14 protein-coding genes and 2 pseudogenes are annotated in these 16,547 nt (G+C 68.6%); 11 read left to right on the forward strand and 5 right to left on the reverse strand.

All coding sequences use genetic code 11. From position 1 onward, the window contains the following. Positions 1-3: 3 nt before the first annotated feature. From ACWCRB_RS31030 to ACWCRB_RS31040, 3 genes are all read right to left on the reverse strand, one after another. The gene (locus ACWCRB_RS31030) at positions 4-987 is read right to left on the reverse strand and encodes an ABC transporter permease (RefSeq protein ID WP_450999200.1); all 984 of its coding nucleotides are present in this window, start codon (positions 985-987) and stop codon (positions 4-6) included. A 157-nt stretch (positions 988-1,144) separates the two neighbouring features. Beyond that, positions 1,145-2,929, reverse strand: a complete 1,785-nt coding sequence (locus ACWCRB_RS31035; RefSeq protein ID WP_450999201.1) for an ABC transporter substrate-binding protein — start codon at positions 2,927-2,929, stop codon at positions 1,145-1,147. Between the two features lie 79 nt (positions 2,930-3,008). Then, positions 3,009-4,037: an ABC transporter permease gene (locus ACWCRB_RS31040; protein ID WP_450999202.1), complete on the reverse strand. Its 1,029-nt coding sequence runs from the start codon at positions 4,035-4,037 to the stop codon at positions 3,009-3,011. Positions 4,038-4,293: 256 nt separating this feature from the next. Between ACWCRB_RS31040 and ACWCRB_RS31045 the strand changes: the two genes are divergently transcribed. The 5 genes from ACWCRB_RS31045 (at position 4,294) to ACWCRB_RS31065 (ending at position 9,955) form a co-directional block, all read left to right on the forward strand. Then, a complete protein-coding gene (locus ACWCRB_RS31045) occupies positions 4,294-5,937 on the forward strand; it encodes a peptide ABC transporter substrate-binding protein (RefSeq protein WP_450999203.1) in 1,644 nt (547 codons plus the stop codon). A 63-nt stretch (positions 5,938-6,000) separates the two neighbouring features. Continuing rightward, positions 6,001-6,924 (forward strand): ABC transporter permease, encoded by a 924-nt coding sequence (locus ACWCRB_RS31050; RefSeq protein ID WP_450999204.1) that lies wholly within the window; start codon positions 6,001-6,003, stop codon positions 6,922-6,924. Beyond that, a complete protein-coding gene (locus tag ACWCRB_RS31055; RefSeq protein WP_450999205.1) occupies positions 6,917-7,906 on the forward strand; it encodes an ABC transporter permease in 990 nt (329 codons plus the stop codon). The genes ACWCRB_RS31050 and ACWCRB_RS31055 overlap by 8 nt, the downstream gene beginning before the upstream one ends. An 8-nt stretch (positions 7,907-7,914) precedes the next feature. After that, positions 7,915-8,889 carry an ABC transporter ATP-binding protein gene (locus ACWCRB_RS31060; protein ID WP_450999206.1) on the forward strand — a complete coding sequence of 325 codons (975 nt, stop codon included), beginning with the start codon at positions 7,915-7,917 and terminating at the stop codon, positions 8,887-8,889. Continuing rightward, a complete protein-coding gene (locus ACWCRB_RS31065) occupies positions 8,882-9,955 on the forward strand; it encodes an ABC transporter ATP-binding protein (RefSeq protein WP_450999207.1) in 1,074 nt (357 codons plus the stop codon). Before ACWCRB_RS31060 ends, ACWCRB_RS31065 begins: the two co-directional genes overlap by 8 nt. Before the next feature lie 159 nt (positions 9,956-10,114). On the opposite strand, the gene ACWCRB_RS31070 is transcribed toward ACWCRB_RS31065, so the two are convergent. Further along, positions 10,115-12,244 (reverse strand): prolyl oligopeptidase family serine peptidase, encoded by a 2,130-nt coding sequence (locus tag ACWCRB_RS31070; protein ID WP_450999208.1) that lies wholly within the window; start codon positions 12,242-12,244, stop codon positions 10,115-10,117. A gap of 176 nt (positions 12,245-12,420) precedes the next feature. On the opposite strand from ACWCRB_RS31070, the gene ACWCRB_RS31075 reads away from it, so the two are divergent. Next, positions 12,421-12,615 (forward strand): hypothetical protein, encoded by a 195-nt coding sequence (locus tag ACWCRB_RS31075; protein ID WP_006375723.1) that lies wholly within the window; start codon positions 12,421-12,423, stop codon positions 12,613-12,615. Between the two features lie 62 nt (positions 12,616-12,677). On the opposite strand, the gene ACWCRB_RS31080 is transcribed toward ACWCRB_RS31075, so the two are convergent. After that, the gene (locus tag ACWCRB_RS31080) at positions 12,678-13,316 is read right to left on the reverse strand and encodes a hypothetical protein (RefSeq protein ID WP_450999209.1); all 639 of its coding nucleotides are present in this window, start codon (positions 13,314-13,316) and stop codon (positions 12,678-12,680) included. A gap of 96 nt (positions 13,317-13,412) precedes the next feature. Here ACWCRB_RS31080 and ACWCRB_RS31085 point away from each other — a divergent pair. The 5 genes and pseudogenes from ACWCRB_RS31085 to ACWCRB_RS31105 form a co-directional block, all read left to right on the forward strand. Then, positions 13,413-13,628, forward strand: a pseudogene (locus tag ACWCRB_RS31085) (helix-turn-helix domain-containing protein); the annotation flags it as partial. A gap of 98 nt (positions 13,629-13,726) precedes the next feature. Beyond that, positions 13,727-14,254, forward strand: coding sequence for a Uma2 family endonuclease (locus ACWCRB_RS31090; protein WP_450999210.1), 528 nt, complete (start codon positions 13,727-13,729; stop codon positions 14,252-14,254). A gap of 44 nt (positions 14,255-14,298) precedes the next feature. Continuing rightward, positions 14,299-15,189, forward strand: coding sequence for an N-acetyl-1-D-myo-inositol-2-amino-2-deoxy-alpha-D-glucopyranoside deacetylase (mshB, locus tag ACWCRB_RS31095; RefSeq protein ID WP_450999211.1), 891 nt, complete (start codon positions 14,299-14,301; stop codon positions 15,187-15,189). Continuing rightward, entirely contained in the window at positions 15,186-15,665 is a 480-nt protein-coding gene (locus tag ACWCRB_RS31100; protein WP_450999212.1) for a DUF6113 family protein, read from the forward strand. Before mshB ends, ACWCRB_RS31100 begins: the two co-directional genes overlap by 4 nt. Before the next feature lie 156 nt (positions 15,666-15,821). Continuing rightward, positions 15,822-16,547 (forward strand): annotated as a pseudogene (locus ACWCRB_RS31105) (hypothetical protein); the annotation flags it as partial.

Below are 16,547 nucleotides of genomic sequence, written 5' to 3' on the forward strand. Positions count from 1 at the left end.
CCTTTACGCCAGCCTGATCCGCGGGTCGATCAGTGCGTACACCGCGTCCACCACGATGTTCGCGACGACGATGGCGGCGGCCGCGACGAGTACGACCCCCAGCAGCAGCGGCAGGTCGTTGTCGCGTACGGCCTTGATGGACAGGGCGCCGATGCCGTGCAGGCCGAAGGTCTCCTCCGTGATGATCGCGCCGCCGAGCAGATAGCCGATGTCGAGGCCCAGGATCGTGACGATCGGGCCCATCGCGCCCCGCCAGGCGAACCGGAAGAACACCGTGCGGCGGGACAGGCCCTTGGCGCGGGCCGTACGGACGTAGTCCTCGGCGAGGGTCTCCACGAGCTGGGAGCGGGTCATCCGGGTGTAGTTGGCGGTGAAGATGATCGCGAGGACGAACCAGGGCAGCAGCAGGCCCTTGAACCAGGCCGCCGGGTCCTGGGTGAAGCCGACGCTGTCCTGGGGGCGGGGGAGGATGCCCCACTGGTCGGAGAGGTAGTACATGGCGACCACGCCGACGATGTAGATCTGCAGCGACGAGCCGACCAGTGATATCGACGACGCGATCTTGTCCAGGGCGCGGCCCTGCTTCACCGCCGCCAGCATGCCCGTACCGACACCGAGGACCACGAACACCACCGAGCTGCCGAGGGCGAGGGACAGGGTGGTGGGGAAGCGGTTCGTGATGAGGCCGAGGACCGGCTCGTGGTTGGTGAAGGAGTAGCCGAGGCAGGGCGCCGCACAGTGCCCGAGACCGGCGTAGTCACGGCCCACGAACACGCCCGCGAGCCAGTGCCAGTACTGCACCGGCAGCGGATCGTCGATGCCCAGATTGCGCCGGACGAGCGCGAGCGTCTCCGGCGTACAGAGCTTGCCGCACGCACTGCGGGCCGGGTCGCGCGGGGCGACGTAGAAGAGAACGAAGGTGATCGCACTGATGACGAGAAGAATCATCAGCGCACTGAACGTCCGGCGGAGTATGAAGCGGAACATGGCGATCGGTTTCCCTGGCGGAAACCCCGACACCGGCCCCTGGTGGGTGGGGCTGGTGCCGGGGTGGTCGGGTGTGCGGGGTGAGGGGCGCCCGCGCCCCTCAGGGGCGCGGGGAACTGCGCGACCAGCCCCCACCGGCCCGCAGCAGACGAACGACCTACGACTTCGCGAACAACTTGTAAAGCACGAACGACGAGTTCAGAGGGTCGTACTCAGTACCGCCAACCTTGCTGCCGTACAGATAGAACCGCCGCTGATAAGTCTCCGGAATGATCGGCGCCTCCTTCTCCATCAGCTCCTTGTCCAGCGCGGCCCACGCCGCGTTCGCCTTCGTCGGGTCGGTCAACGCCGCGGCCTTGTCGATCGCCGCGTCGACCCAACTCACCTTCAGCTGCGAGACGTTGTTCGCCCCGTTGGCGATCGTCCGGCCGTCGAAGAGCGGCTGGATCATCGTGTAGCCGGTGGGCCAGTCCGGGGACCAGCCGAACCACATCACGTCGAAGGAGTTGTCGATCTGCTGGACCTGGTCGTAGTAGCTGGTCGACTCCACCGGCTTCACGACCGGGTCGAAGCCCGCCTCCTTCAGGGCGTTGGCGATGACGACCTTCGTCTTCTCGTAGGCGTCGTTGCCGCCCTGCGGATAGGTGTAGACGATCTTCTGGCCGAGCTTGCCGGCCTCCTTGAGCAGCGCCTTGGCCTTCGCGGTGTCGCCCTGCGGCTTCGTCAGCTTGCCGTAGACGTCGAACTTCACCCGGCCGGCCATGTCGGGGCCGAGGATCGTGGTCGCGTAGTCGCCTGCGGACGGGCCGCCGTAGATGGTCCGGATCTGCTGCAACGGCCAGGCGTAGTTGAGTGCCTGACGGACCTTCAGATCGGTGATCCGCTTGCAGTTGATGGCGTAGTAGTACAGGCCGGTCAGCAGCCCGTCGACGGTACGGCTCTTCAGCGCGGGCGTGGTCAGCACCTTCTGGATGCGCTCGGCCGGCACCCCGCTGTACGCCATCACCGCGTACTGGTCGGTCCCGGAGTCCGCGATCAGCCGGTCGGTGCTCTGGAGCGACTCGGGGCCGAACTCGAAGGCGAACGAGTCCGGGTAGGCGTTGCGGATCGGGTCGGTCGCCGGGTCCCAGTGCGTGTTGCGGACCATCGTCAGCGACTTGTCGACCGAGTGCTGGGAAAGCCGGTACGGCCCGCAGGAGAACGGGTCCTTGTCGTACTTCTCCTTGGTGTCGTGCTTCGCGGACACCGCTCCGTACGACGTCATCGCCAGCGTCCAGTTGAGGTCCGGGCGGGCCGTCTTGAGGTGGAAGGTGATCGTCTTCTTCGCGGTGTCCGTGACGACGGAGTCGAGGTGCTTGCCGTCGTACGGGCCCTTGTAGACCGAGCGGAAGTCGTTGCTGCCGGTCAGCGCGGCCTGGAGGTAGGTGGCGCCCTCGGTGGTGAAGCTGGCGAAGCCGCGCTCGATGCCGTGCCGCACGTCCTCGACGGTCAGCTCGCTGCCGTCCTCCCACTTCAGCCCGTCCTTCAGGGTGAAGGTCCAGGTCTTGCCGCCGTCCGCCATCGTGCCGGTGTCGGTGGCGAGGTCGCCGACGAGCTTCATCGCGCCGCCGTCGATGCGGTAGCCGGTCAGACAGCGGATGTAGAGGTTGCCGACCTCGGAGTTCCACGAGTAGTAGATGCGCTGCGGGTCGAGGTGCGAGAAGTCCTGCGGGCCGATCGGCCGGATCGTGCCGCCCTTCTTCGCGCCCGGGATCTCCGGCGCGGGCCCCGTGGAGTCCTCCTTGGTGCCGATGGTGACCGACGAGTACTTGTTGGTCCCGGCCGCGCCGCCCCCCGACGTACCGCCACCGCCTCCACCACCGCTGCTGCACGCGGACAGGACCATCGAGCCGCCGGCGGCCACCGAGGTGGCGATGACGAAGTTTCTGCGGGAGAGAGACATGGGGTGTCCTGCCTGAATCAGGGAGAAGGGGTGTGTCTTCTGAGGAGGGGCCGGTGCGGGCGGCGAACGGGCGCTCGGGTCAGCGCCTCGTCTTCGGGTCCAGTGCGTCGCGCACGGAGTCGCCGAGGAGGTTGAAGGCGATCACGAAGATCACCATCGACAGGCCGGGGAAGAGCATGTACGTGATGTCGTTCTGGTAGACCTGCGCCCCGCGCTGGATCATCACGCCCCAGTCGGGCGTGGGGTCGCTGAGCCCGACCCCGAGGAAGGCGAGCGCCGCCTCGGTGGTGACGTACATGGGCAGCGCGAGGGTCGCCTGGATGAGGACCGGGGTCCACAGGTTGGGCAGCAGCTCCCTGAAGATGATCCGGGCGGGGGAGGCCCCGGTGACCTTGGCGGACTCCACGAACTCCCGCTCGCGCAGGGCGAGCACCTCACCGCGCAGCAGCCGGGCGATGGGCGCCCAGCCGAACGCGGTCATCACGGAGATCAGGCTGACGACGGTCAGCCAGGTCGGGGTGTTCTCCTCCGGTGACACGAAGATCGAGATCATCACCGGCCAGAAGGCGATGAAGAACAGCGTGGAGGGGAACGCCAGCAGGATGTCGATGACCCGGCCGACGAAGCCGTCGATCCGCCCGCCCATGTAGCCGGCCGTGACACCGACGACGATGCCGAGCAGGGTGACCAGCACGGTCGTCACCGTGGCGATGAGCAGCGAGTTGCGGATGCCGTACAGCAGCAGGGTGAAGACGTCCCGGCCGAGCTGGGGCTCGACGCCGAACCAGAAGTCGCCGCTGATGCCGCCGTTGGGTCTGATCGGGAAACCGAACTCGTTGAGCAGCCCGGTGCCGTTCTGGCCGTACGTCGTGTACGGGTCCTTGCCGTAGACCTTGGCGATCAGCGGGGCGGCGATGCCCGCGACGAAGAACAGCACGACCACGACGGCCGAGACGAGCCCGGTGCGGTCGCGCCGGAAGCGCAGCCAGGCGATCCGCCCCGGCGAGCGGCCGGTGCCGCCGCGGGCCGGCGCGGTGGGCGTCGGCGGTTCGGCACCGGAATCGGCCGCCACCCGGGGTGCGGTGGCGGAAGGCGTAGACGAGGTCACATCGGGGACTTTTCTGCGCCGGTTCAGGCGCCGTCAATGTTTTGTTGACGCCTTTGATCTGGACTTTTGCCCTTTGACCCGGGGGAGGGGCGCCACTTGGGTCGGCTTTGGACGGCCATGACCAAAGAGGGACCAAGGAGGGAGGGGGACCCGTACGGGCCGCCCAGGCGTGCGCTATGGGTGCTGTGCGCCGATATTGACCGATAACGGAACGGCGCACTGAAACGGTATGGCGCACTGACACAGGAGGCACTCCATGCGTGGAGCCACGCACGTCCGATGGGCCGCATGTGCGGTGGCGGTGGCCCTCGCGGCGACCGCCTGCGGGGACGACGACAGCGACGGCGGCGGCAGTGGCAGCGCTGACGGCTCCGGAGTGCTCAGCTCCTCCTGGGGCGACCCGCAGAACCCGCTGGAGCCCGCCAACACCAACGAGGTGCAGGGCGGCAAGGTCCTCGACATGGTGTTCCGCGGACTGAAGCGGTACGACGCCAAGACCGGCAAGGCCAACGACATGATGGCCGAGAGCATCGAGACGACCGACTCGCAGAACTTCACCGTCACCATCAAGGACGGCTGGAAGTTCAGCAACGGCGAGGCCGTCACCGCCAAGTCGTTCGTCGACGCCTGGAACTACGGCGCCAGCCTGAAGAACAACCAGAAGAACGCGTACTTCTTCGGCTACATCGACGGCTACGACAAGGCCCACCCCGAGGACGGCAGCAAGCAGACCGCCGACACCCTCTCCGGGCTCAAGGTGACCGGCACCAACACCTTCACCGTCAAGCTCAGCCAGAAGTTCTCGACCTTCCCCGACACCCTCGGCTACGCGGCCTTCTCGCCGCTGCCCCAGTCCTTCTTCACGGACCACGCGGCCTGGCTGAGCAAGCCCGTCGGCAACGGCCCGTACACGATCCAGTCGTACACCAAGGGCTCCCAGATGTCCCTGCGCAAGTGGGACGCCTACTCGGGCACCGACAAGGCGCAGAACGGCGGCGTCGACCTCAAGGTCTACACCGACAACAACACCGCCTACACCGACCTGATGGCCGGCAACCTCGACCTCGTCGACGACGTGCCCGCCTCCCAGCTCACGAACGTCAAGGCCGACCTCGGCGACCGGTACATCAACACGCCCGCCGGCATCATCCAGACGCTCGCCTTCCCGTTCTACGACAAGGACTGGGACAAGCCCGGCATGGAGAAGGTCCGCACCGGCCTCTCCCGGGCGATCAACCGCGAGCAGATCACCGACACGATCTTCCAGAAGACCCGCACCCCCGCCACCGACTGGACCTCACCCGTCCTCGGCGAGGAGGGCGGCTACAAGGCAGGCCTGTGCGGCGACGCCTGCGAGTACGACCCCGAGGAGGCCAAGAAGCTCATCGAGGAGGGCGGCGGCTTCCCCGGCGGCCAGGTCAAGATCTCGTACAACGCGGACACCGGCTCGCACAAGCAGTGGGTCGACGCGGTCTGCAACAGCGTCAACAACGCGCTCGACAACGACAAGGCCTGCGTCGGCAACCCGGTCGGCACCTTCGCCGACTTCCGCAACCAGATCACCCAGTCCAAGATGTCGGGCCCGTTCCGCGCGGGCTGGCAGATGGACTACCCGCTGATCCAGAACTTTCTCCAGCCGCTCTACTACACCAACGCCTCCTCCAACGACGGCAAGTGGACCGACAAGGAGTTCGACAAGCTCGTCAACCAGGCCAACGCCGAGACCGACCAGGCCAAGGCCGTCGAACTCTTCCAGCAGGCCGAGGAGGTACTGCGGGACGACATGGGCGCCATCCCGCTCTGGTACCAGAACGGCAGCGCCGGCTACTCGCAGCGCCTCTCGGACGTGGCCCTGAACCCGTTCAGCCTGCCCGTGTACAGCGAGATCAAGGTCAGCTGACCGCCTGAGCCGTCGGGGGGCGGGCTTCTCGGAGCGCCCGCCCCCACTACCTCCGGAGCCCTCATGGGACGGTACGTGATCCGGCGTCTGCTGCAGATGATCCCGGTCTTCATCGGCGCCACCCTGCTGATCTTCCTGATGGTGAACGTGATGGGCGACCCCATCGCGGGCCTCTGCGGCGACCGGCAGTGCGACCCGGCCACGGCCGCCCAGCTCCGCAAGGAGTTCGGCCTCGACAAGCCCGTCTGGCAGCAATACCTGACCTACATGGGCAACGTCTTCACCGGCGACTTCGGCACCGCCTTCAACGGCCAGGAGGTCACCGAGCTGATGTCGACGGCGTTCCCCGTCACCATCCGGCTCACGATCGTGGCGATCTTCTTCGAGATCGTCATCGGCATCACCCTGGGCGTGGTGACCGGCCTGCGCCGGGGCAAGCCGGTCGACACGGGCGTCCTCCTGGTCACCCTGGTCGTCATCTCGGTCCCGACCTTCGTCACCGGCCTGCTGCTCCAACTGCTGCTGGGCGTCGAGTGGGCGTGGATCAAGCCGTCGGTGTCGACGGACGCCACCTTCGACGAACTGATCGTCCCGGGCCTGGTCCTGGCCTCGGTCTCACTGGCGTACGTGACCCGTCTGACCCGCACCTCGATCGCGGAGAACAGACGCTCCGACTACGTCCGTACAGCGGTCGCCAAGGGCCTGCCCAGGCACCGGGTGATCACCCGCCACCTGCTCCGCAACTCACTCATCCCCGTGGTCACCTTCATCGGCACGGACGTCGGCGCGCTGATGGGCGGGGCGATCGTCACCGAGCGGATCTTCAACATCCACGGCGTCGGCTACCAGCTCTACCAGGGCATCCTCCGCCAGAACACCCAGACGGTCGTCGGCTTCGTGACCGTCCTCGTCCTCGTCTTCCTGGTCGCCAACCTGCTCGTCGACCTCCTGTACGCCGTACTCGACCCGAGGATCCGTTATGCCTGAACCCCAGTCCACGGGCGCGACCGGCGCATCCGAGGGCGCCATGGCGGCGACCGGCATGGGCGGAGCCATGGACCTCGCGATGAGCGAGGCGGAGACGCTGGAGAAGCGCCCGGACAACAACGGCGGCCCGGCCGACAAGCCCCGCAGCCTCTGGTCGGACGCCTGGCACGACCTGCGCCGCAACCCCGTCTTCATCATCGCCGGGCTGGTCATCCTCTTCCTGGTCGTCATCTCCATCTGGCCCTCGGCGATCGCCTCCGGCAACCCCCTGAAGTGCGACCTCGCCAACGCCCAGAAGGGTTCCAGCCCAGGCCATCCCTTCGGCTACGACGGCCAGGGCTGCGACGTCTACACGCGCACGGTCTACGGCGCCCGTACGTCCGTCACGGTCGGCGTCTGCGCCACGCTCGGGGTCGCCGTCCTCGGGTCGGTCCTCGGCGGGCTCGCCGGGTTCTTCGGCGGGGTCTGGGACTCGGTCCTGTCCCGGATCACCGACGTGTTCTTCGCGATCCCGGTCGTCCTCGGCGGGCTGGTCCTGCTCTCCGTGGTGACCAGCTCGACGGTCTGGCCGGTCATCGGGTTCATGGTGCTGCTCGGCTGGCCGCAGATCTCCCGGATCGCCCGCGGCTCGGTCATCACCGCCAAACAGAACGACTACGTCCAGGCGGCCCGTGCCCTCGGCGCCTCCAACTCCCGCATGCTGCTACGGCACATCACGCCCAACGCGGTGGCCCCGGTGATCGTCGTGGCGACCATCGCGCTCGGTACGTACATCGCCCTGGAGGCCACCCTGTCGTACCTGGGCGTCGGCCTGAAGCCCCCGACGGTCTCCTGGGGCATCGACATCAGCGCGGCCTCCCCGTTCATCCGCAACGCCCCGCACGCTCTCCTCTGGCCCTCCGGAGCGCTCGCGGTCACCGTCCTCGCGTTCATCATGCTCGGCGACGCGGTGCGCGACGCCCTCGACCCGAAGCTGAGGTGACCGGCGCCATGCTCCTCGAAGTACGCGACCTGCACGTGGAGTTCAGAACCAGGGACGGGGTCGCCAAGGCCGTCAACGGCGTCACCTACAGCGTGGACGCGGGCGAGACGCTCGCCGTGCTCGGCGAGTCCGGCTCCGGCAAGTCGGTCACGGCCCAGGCGGTCATGGGCATCCTCGACATCCCGCCAGGGAGGATCACCGGCGGCGAAATCCTGTTCCAGGGACAGGACCTGCTCACCTTCAAGGAGGAGGAGCGCCGCAAGGTCCGGGGCGCCCAGATGGCGATGATCTTCCAGGACGCGCTGTCGTCCCTCAACCCCGTGCTCAGCGTGGGCGACCAGCTCGGCGAGATGTTCACCGTGCACCGGGGAATGTCCCGAAAGGACGCCCGCACCAAGGCAGTCGAGCTGATGGACCGGGTCCGCATCCCGGCCGCGGCCCAGCGCGTACGGGACTATCCGCACCAGTTCTCCGGAGGCATGCGCCAGCGCATCATGATCGCCATGGCGCTGGCCCTGGAACCGGATCTGATCATCGCCGACGAACCGACGACAGCCCTCGACGTGACCGTCCAGGCCCAAGTCATGGGCCTGCTCGCGGAGTTGCAGCGCGAACTGAACATGGGCCTGATCCTCATCACCCACGACCTCGGGGTCGTCGCGGACGTCGCCGACAAGATCGCCGTCATGTACGCGGGCCGGATCGTCGAGTCGGCGCCGGTCCACGACATCTACAAGGCGCCCGCACACCCGTACACCAAGGGCCTGTTGGAGTCGATCCCGCGCCTCGACCAGAAGGGCCGCGAGCTGTACGCCATCAAGGGTCTCCCGCCGAACCTGATGAACATCCCGCCGGGCTGCGCCTTCAACCCGCGCTGCCCGATGGCCCAGGACATCTGCCGCACGGAGGTACCGCCGTTGGCGGAGGTCGACGAGGACCGCAGAAGCGCCTGCTTCTTCTGGAGGGAGACGCTAGATGCCTGACGTGATTCTTGAGGTGACCGGGCTGGTCAAGCACTACCCGCTCACCCAGGGCATCCTCTTCAAGAAGCAGGTGGGCGCGGTCCGGGCGGTCGACGGCGTCGACTTCGCGCTCGGCGCGGGCGAAACCCTGGGCATCGTGGGGGAGTCGGGCTGCGGCAAGTCGACGGTCGCCAAGATGCTGGTCAACCTGGAGAAGCCGACGGCCGGGACGATTCTGTACAAGGGCGAGGACATCACCAAGATGTCGGGCCGCGCCCTGAAGGCCGTACGCCGGAACATCCAGATGGTCTTCCAGGACCCGTACACCTCCCTCAACCCCCGGATGACGGTCGGTGACATCATCGGGGAGCCCTACGAGATCCACCCCGAGGTGGCGCCCAAGGGCGACCGGCGGCAGAAGGTCCAGGACCTGCTGGACGTGGTCGGTCTCAACCCCGAGTACATCAACCGCTATCCGCACCAGTTCTCCGGCGGCCAGCGCCAACGCATCGGCATCGCACGGGGGTTGGCGCTCCGCCCCGAGATCATCGTCGCCGACGAACCGGTGTCGGCGCTCGACGTGTCGGTGCAGGCGCAGGTGATCAACCTGATGGACCGCCTCCAGAGCGAGTTCGGGCTCGCGTACATCTTCATCGCGCACGACCTGTCGATCGTGCGGCACATCTCCGACCGGGTGGGGGTCATGTATCTCGGGCGGATCGTGGAGATCGGCCGGGACGCCGAGATCTACGACCACCCGACGCACCCCTACACGCAGGCACTCCTCTCCGCGGTGCCCGTCCCCGACCCCGAGGCCCGCGAGCACCGGGAGCGGATCATCCTCACCGGTGACGTGCCCTCCCCGACGAACATCCCCTCCGGCTGCCGCTTCCGCACCCGCTGCTGGAAGGCCCAGGAACGGTGCGAGCTGGAGGTGCCACTGCTGGCGGTTCCTGCGGAGTTCCGGCTGACGACGGGGCCGGCGGCGCATGACTCGGCGTGCCACTTCGCGGAGGAGAAGCGGGTGGTGCCGGTCGAGGAGCCGCCGCCGGATGCTGTGGACGATCATGCAGACGGGCTGAAATAGCAGCATAAGTAGGCACGAAACGCGTTAACACGCAGGCAACTTGGCCGACCCGATCTCGATATATGGACAAGCCACTCTGAGGAACGTACGGCCGTGCGGGTGCCGTAAACGGGCTGGGGCTCGCCATGTAGCCCCAGCCCGTTGCCGTACCCGGCCTGCCTAGTGGGTCAGCCTCAACGCCCGCTTCAGGAAGTCCACCTGAAGCAGCAGCAGGTTCTCCGCGACCTGTTCCTGCGGGGTCATGTGCGTGACGCCCGACAGCGGGAGCACCTCGTGCGGGCGGCCCGCGGCCAGCAGGGCCGAGGACAGCCGCAGGGCGTGGGCGAATACGACGTTGTCGTCGGCGGTGCCGTGCACGACCATCAGCGGCCGGTGCGGCTCGGCGGGAGCGGACAGCCCCTGGTCCGTCACGAGGGAGCTGTCGGCGTACGCCTCGGGGGTGGCGCCCGGGTCGCCGAGATACCGCTCCGTGTAGTGCGTGTCGTACAGCCGCCAGTCCGTCACCGGGGCGCCCGCGATGCCCGCGTGGAAGACGTCGGGCCGGCGCAGCACGGCAAGACCCGCGAGCCAACCGCCGTACGACCAGCCGCGGATGGCCACCCGGGAGAGATCCAGCGGGTGGCGCTGGGCGAGGTCGTGCAGGGCCTCGATCTGGTCGTCCAGGGAGACGGTGAAGTCCCCGTGGACCGCCTTCTCCCAGGCCGGCGAGCGCCCCGGAGTCCCTCGCCCGTCGGCCACGACCACCGCGAAACCCTGGTCGGCGAACCACTGCGAGGTGAGGTGGGCGTTGTGCGCGGCGACCACGCGGGGGCCGTGCGGACCGCCGTAGGGGTCCATGAGGACGGGGAGGGGAGTGACCCCGTCGTAGTCGTTCGGCATAAGCAGGGCGCATGGAATTCGGCGTGCGCCCCCCTGGGTCAGGGTCATGCGCGGGGACAAACCGGGATCTTCAGCGTACGAGGTGATGGTTGCCGCATGCTTCCCGTCGCGCAGCACCTGCACCTGGGCCCCCGGCCGGTCCGGCACCGCCGAGACGAGTACGGTCACGCCCCCGGCGCGAACCGCCGAGTGCACGCCGGGCTCTTGCGAGACGCGCTCCAGTCCGAGTTCGTTCACTCGATAGACGTGCACCTCGCCGATCTCGGTACCGGCCGCCTCCTCCCCGGCCGACGCCGACACGAGCACATCGTCGGCGGAGACGTCCAGCACCGCCCGTACGTGCAACTGCGCCCCGGTGAGGGGTCGTTCCCCGACGGCGAGCACGCGGGCGCCACCCTCGTCGGCGATGCGCACGAGCTGTCCGGAGGGGCTCCAGCACGGCACGCCAGGGAAAAGATCAAGCCAATGTGGATCTTCCTCCGCGTGCACCATCCGGGTCGCCCCCGTGTCCGGGTCCACCGCCAGGAAGAGCTGCCCGCGTTGGTCCCGCGACTGCACGAGAATCAGCGGCGCACCGGCCGCTGACCAGTGCACACGAGCCAGATACGGATACTTCTTGCGATCCCAGACAACCTCCGTGCGCACGCCCTCAAGGCTGAGTACGAAGAGCCGCACCTCGGCGTTCGGAGTGCCCGCCGCCGGATACGCGACCCGCTGCGGCTCGCGTTCCGGATGCGCCGGATCGGAGATCCACCAGCGGTCCACGGGTGCGTCGTCGGCCCGCGCGACCAGCAGCCGGTCGGACTCCGGGGACCACCAGAAGCCGCGCGAACGGGCCATTTCCTCGGCTGCGATGAACTCGGCGAGCCCGTAGGTCACGGTCTCCGACTCGGGCTCGGCGAGCGTACGGACCTGCTCGCCTGCCGGATCGGCCAGGTCGGCGAGGCGCAGGGCGCCGTCCACGACGTACGCGACGAGCCGTCCGTCGGGGGAGGGCCGGGGATCGATGACGGACCCCGGAACGGGGATCTCCCGCACGGTCCCGGCTTGCAGCTCGGCCACGAAAAGCCGGCCGGACAAGGCGAAGGCGGCCAGTTCGACGGCGGAGTCGGTGGCGTAACCGACGATCCCCGCACCCCCCTCACGGCTCCGCTCCCGGCGCGCCCGCTCCTCGACGGACAGCTCCTCGTCGGCCCCGCCGAGCAGCGTGAAAGGGTCGGCGGCAATACGCTCCCCGCCGTCCACCAGATCGAGCACCCACAGCTTGTTGGCCCGGTCCGTACCGGAGGATGACCGCAGGTAGGCGACCCGTGAACCGTCGGGCGCCACGGTGAACGCGCGGGGTGCGCCGAGGGTGAATCGCTGGGTGCGGGCGTGCCGGCGGGGGAAGGAGACAGGCTCGGTCGTCATGCCCCGACCATATTGGCCATGCGCCCCCTTGTGCGGCCGTGCGCCGACCGATGCGCGCGGACGAATAGTTATGATCACTGGCGGCAAGTGGGTATGAACCTGCTGGCCACTGTATGGATTTACTGCCCCCATAGTCCGACCCCCCGCGTCCCTGGGCCCCTTGGAGGTGAGCCGCCGTGGCACTCTCGATTTCGGCGGTCGTGCTGCTGGCGATCATCGTCTTCTTGCTGATCAAGAAGTCAGGACTCAAGGGAGGCCATGCGGTCGTGTGCATGCTCCTGGGGTTCTACATGGCCTCGTCGACCTTCGCCCCGACGATCAGCGACCTGACGACAAGCATCGCGGGCATGATCGGCGACCTCAAGTTCTGACGTCCCGGAGGGCTCCGGAAGGTGTGTGACCGGAGCCCTGCCCTGCTACCGGCGGAGCGTCGTCACTCGATCTCGCCCGAGACGAGCGGGGTGATCCGCAGAGTCCGGACCGCCTCGTCGACCAGCTCCGTGATCTCCTCCGTGCGGGCGAGCGTCTCCCACGTCGCCGTCACGACGATGAGACTCTCCATTCCGGGCGGAAAGACGGCGAACTTGATGAACTCGGCCGATTTCCGCCCGAAGCCGAACATGCGCCTCGCCTCAAGCCTCGACTGCACACGCACGGCCGGCCCGGCAGGCAGCTCCAGATTCGTCACCTGCGGCTCACCCTTGGGCTTGGCGTTCCCCCACTCCAGGAGCAGCGGCTGGACCTCTTCCCGGGTGGGACGGGCGACACCCTCGTCGCCGTAGGAGTCGACCATGAGATTGGCGAGGGCCTCGCCGTTCTCGGTGTAGTACGCCGCCGCGAGGACGGGGATGTCGTCGTTCAGGTCCACGGCCCGCTCGACCAGGTCGTCGTAGACCGCGCTTTTCTCGATCTCCAGCGCCAGGGGAGAGAGCGTGTCGACAACTTCCCTGGCCAGCACCTCGGCTTCGGCCTTCGTGCCCTCTTTGAGCGTCAGGTCGATCCATCCGGGCCGAAAGTCGAATCGGCACACGAAGTCCTCGACCAGGGGAGCGGCATCGTCCGGTGTGATCATGTCGTTTCTTCCAGCCCGCCTTGTGAATCGGTCAGCGTAGTACGACCGTACGCAACGACGGATGCCTCGTACCGGAACGCGATCCAGCCCCGGATCCTGGCCCCCGGTGTCGCCGCCTGGCTGGAGCGCGACGTCAGCGTCGGCGCCGTACTGCACGCGCTGACCAGAGACCTCCCACCCGAGGGAATGCGCCGCCCGGACGTACGGCGCCTGCTCCAGACCTGCGACGGCTGTGAGCGCGCCTTCCGCGCGCCCGAACCCGGTCGCTGCCGCGACTGCCGATCCGATCTCCCTGGAGGCCGCCCAGCATGAACAGGACGACGAGGAGTGATGGGGATGACCACCGCTCGGAAGGCGTCCAGCGGGGCACTTCCCACCGGTACCGGACCATGCGGGGATTCGTTCAGGCGATGGGCGACACCCTTCCGGGCAAGTTCGAGATCACCAAGGAAGGGATCGTTCACGACCTGTTGCGGCCCAACGGTCTCCACGAACTGACTGTGGCGCGTCTGCGGAGGTGCCTTGAGCAGGTGATACCGGAAGCGCTCGTGGCCCATACCGGGACCCCGGACGTGGAGGACGAATCCGAGAGTGTCATGCGCCACCCCGACGTGATGCTGATCGCCGAGACGGACATGGAGGGGGAGGGGGGCTTCGATCCCCGTACTCTCGTCGCCGCGATCGAGGTCGTGTCCAGCTCGAACCCGGCCAACGACTGGGTGACCAAAATGCGCGACTACCCCCTGATCGGCATCCCGGTCTACGCGATCTTCGACCCCCGCACCGGCACCGGCGCCGTCCTCACCGACATCCATCCCACCCCCGGCGGCCCCCGCTACGCCACCCGCAAGGACTTCGTCTACGGCGAGGACGTCACCATCGCCGACTGGACGATCCCGACGACCGGCCTGCCGCGCTACCGGGACGGGGACTCCTAGGAGGGCGCCGCAGGTCAATCCCCCGGGCCTCGTAGGGTGGCCCCATGACGGAACTGCCCGACCGGCGTCTGCTTCTGGTGCATGCGCATCCGGACGACGAGTCGATCAACAACGGCGCGACCATGGCCAGGTACGCGGCCGAGGGCGCCCTGGTGACGCTGGTCACCTGCACCCTCGGTGAGCGTGGTGAGGTCATTCCGCCCGAGCTTGCCCACCTCGGCGGTGCCGCCCTCGGCGAGTATCGGCTCGGGGAGCTGGGCGCTGCCATGCGTGCCCTCGGTGTTGACGATCACCGGTTGCTCGGCGGAGTCGGGCGGTTCGGGGACTCCGGGATGATGGGGCTCGCCGACAACGACGATCCCGGGTGCTTCTGGCAGGCGGATCTCGACGAGGCCGCCGGGTACCTCGTCGAGGTGATCCTCGAAGTCCGGCCCCAGGTTGTGGTGACGTACGACCCGGACGGGGGGTACGGACACCCCGATCACATCCAGGCCCACCGCGTCGCCACGCGTGCTGTGGAGCTGGCCGACGAGGCCGGCTGGAGCGTCCCCAAGGTCTACTGGAACCGTGTGCCCCGGCCGGTCGCCGAGGAGGGCTTCGCCCGGTTGCGGGAGGCGCTGCCCGGGTTGCCCTTCGCCAAGGCCGGTGTCGTCGACGACGTACCGGGGGTTGTGGAGGACGACCGGATCACCACCTTCGTCGACGGCACCGCCTACGCCTCCGCCAAGGCCGCCGCCATGCGCGCCCACGCCACCCAGATCGAGGTGGCCGAGCCCTGGTTCGCCCTCTCCAACCAGCAGGCCCAGCCGCTCTTCACCGATGAGTACTACGAGTTGGTGCGTGGTGAGCGCGGTGGGGGTGGTGAGCGTACTTCTGTGCGTGAGACCGATCTGTTCGACGGGATCGCAGTGACTGCGGAGGGTGGTGCGCGATGAGTGCGAACGGGAAGGCACCCGCGGGCGGGGCCCGTGGCAAAGCGGCGACCGGGGTGGGGGCCGGGGGCGGGGGCGGTGGGAGTCTGTTGGCTCAGCCGCTTGTCGGGCCCTCTCTCGGGCGTTCGGTGGCCTATCTGGGGCTCTTCGTCCTTGGGGCCGTGGTAGGGGCCGCGGGCGGGCTTGTGCAGGCCGCCTGGTTCCCGGGTGGGCTGCTGCTCGCCCTCGGTGGAGCGGCCGGGCTGTTCCTCGGTGGGGCGCGTGTCGTCGGGAGTCGCGCCGGGGCGGTCGCGCCGGCGGCCGGGTGGATGGTCTCCGTCATCCTGCTCACCGCGAGCCGTCCGGAGGGGGACTTCCTGTTCGCCGCGGGAGTCGGCTCGTACCTCTTCCTCCTCGGAGGGATGGCTGTCGCTGTGATGTGCGCCACCCTCGGTCAGGGGCGGCAACCGGACGGCTCGGCCGTCCGACTTGGCAAGTGACGTACTACTTCGCCGCCGCAACCGCGTGGGGGTCCCGTGATGGTTTCCCCGGCGGTCGTGGGATACGCGCCAGGAGTGGCCAGTATGGTGGTGCGCGCCGCCGAGCTGCCCGCGTGAGGTCGCGTCGGGCGGCGGAGCCAACCGGGAGAACCTGCCTTGAGTCGTGAAACTGACAGTCCGTCCTCCGGGCCCAACGGGCGCGGGGGTGCCGCCTACCCCTCGGGGACACCGCCGTACGGCACGCCCATGGCGTCCGACGGCGGTACGGACGCGGGCCGTTCGGCCGCGGAGCCCGACGGGCCCAAGACCGAGACCACGCTGACGACCCGGATCCGGATCAACATCCCCGGATCCCGGCCCATTCCACCGGTCGTCGTCCGGACGCCCGTCGCGGACACCGAGTCGCCGTCGTACTCGTCCTCCGAGGAGACCGGGTCCCACGCGCGGCCGGGAGCGGGAAGCGGAGGCGACGGCAGAACGTCGGGCGCCGTCGCGTCCAACGGCGCCGCCGCGCCGTCCGCCGACGCCCCGGCCCAGCCCGGGGAGAAGACCAGCGACTGGTTCGCGCCGCGCAAGTCCGGTGCGCCCAAGGGCGGTCCGGGTGGCGGCGCGAGCAACGGCGCCGGTCTGCCCGGCGGTTCGGGTCCCGCACCCGGTGGTGCTCGTCCGGGCGGTGCCAACGGCAGCGGTCCGGCGGGCGCTTCCCGTCCCGGTGGCCCCAACGGCGGTAGTCCCACGGGGTCTTCGCGTCCCGGTCTGGGTGTCATGGGCGCCGCGGGCAACGCGGGCGGCCCACGCGCCGCCGGTGGCGGTACGAAGGGTGCCGGGCTCCCCGGTGCCACCGGCGCCGGTCCCGTGGCGCCGGGGCACGGTGGCGGCACC

The sequence above is a fragment of the Streptomyces sp. NPDC002156 genome, assembly GCF_053593675.1.

Excerpts from the sequence above, each read along its gene's own strand:
- ACWCRB_RS31030 (WP_450999200.1), bottom strand. The coding sequence starts at position 987 with ATGTTCCGCTTCATACTCCGCCGGACGTTCAGTGCGCTGATGATTCTT.
- ACWCRB_RS31035 (WP_450999201.1), bottom strand. The coding sequence starts at position 2,929 with ATGTCTCTCTCCCGCAGAAACTTCGTCATCGCCACCTCGGTGGCCGCC.
- ACWCRB_RS31045 (WP_450999203.1), top strand. The coding sequence starts at position 4,294 with ATGCGTGGAGCCACGCACGTCCGATGGGCCGCATGTGCGGTGGCGGTG.
- ACWCRB_RS31050 (WP_450999204.1), top strand. The coding sequence starts at position 6,001 with ATGGGACGGTACGTGATCCGGCGTCTGCTGCAGATGATCCCGGTCTTC.
- ACWCRB_RS31055 (WP_450999205.1), top strand. The coding sequence starts at position 6,917 with ATGCCTGAACCCCAGTCCACGGGCGCGACCGGCGCATCCGAGGGCGCC.
- ACWCRB_RS31060 (WP_450999206.1), top strand. The coding sequence starts at position 7,915 with ATGCTCCTCGAAGTACGCGACCTGCACGTGGAGTTCAGAACCAGGGAC.
- ACWCRB_RS31065 (WP_450999207.1), top strand. The coding sequence starts at position 8,882 with ATGCCTGACGTGATTCTTGAGGTGACCGGGCTGGTCAAGCACTACCCG.
- ACWCRB_RS31070 (WP_450999208.1), bottom strand. The coding sequence starts at position 12,244 with ATGACGACCGAGCCTGTCTCCTTCCCCCGCCGGCACGCCCGCACCCAG.
- ACWCRB_RS31080 (WP_450999209.1), bottom strand. The coding sequence starts at position 13,316 with ATGATCACACCGGACGATGCCGCTCCCCTGGTCGAGGACTTCGTGTGC.
- ACWCRB_RS31090 (WP_450999210.1), top strand. The coding sequence starts at position 13,727 with ATGGGCGACACCCTTCCGGGCAAGTTCGAGATCACCAAGGAAGGGATC.
- mshB (WP_450999211.1), top strand. The coding sequence starts at position 14,299 with ATGACGGAACTGCCCGACCGGCGTCTGCTTCTGGTGCATGCGCATCCG.
- ACWCRB_RS31100 (WP_450999212.1), top strand. The coding sequence starts at position 15,186 with ATGAGTGCGAACGGGAAGGCACCCGCGGGCGGGGCCCGTGGCAAAGCG.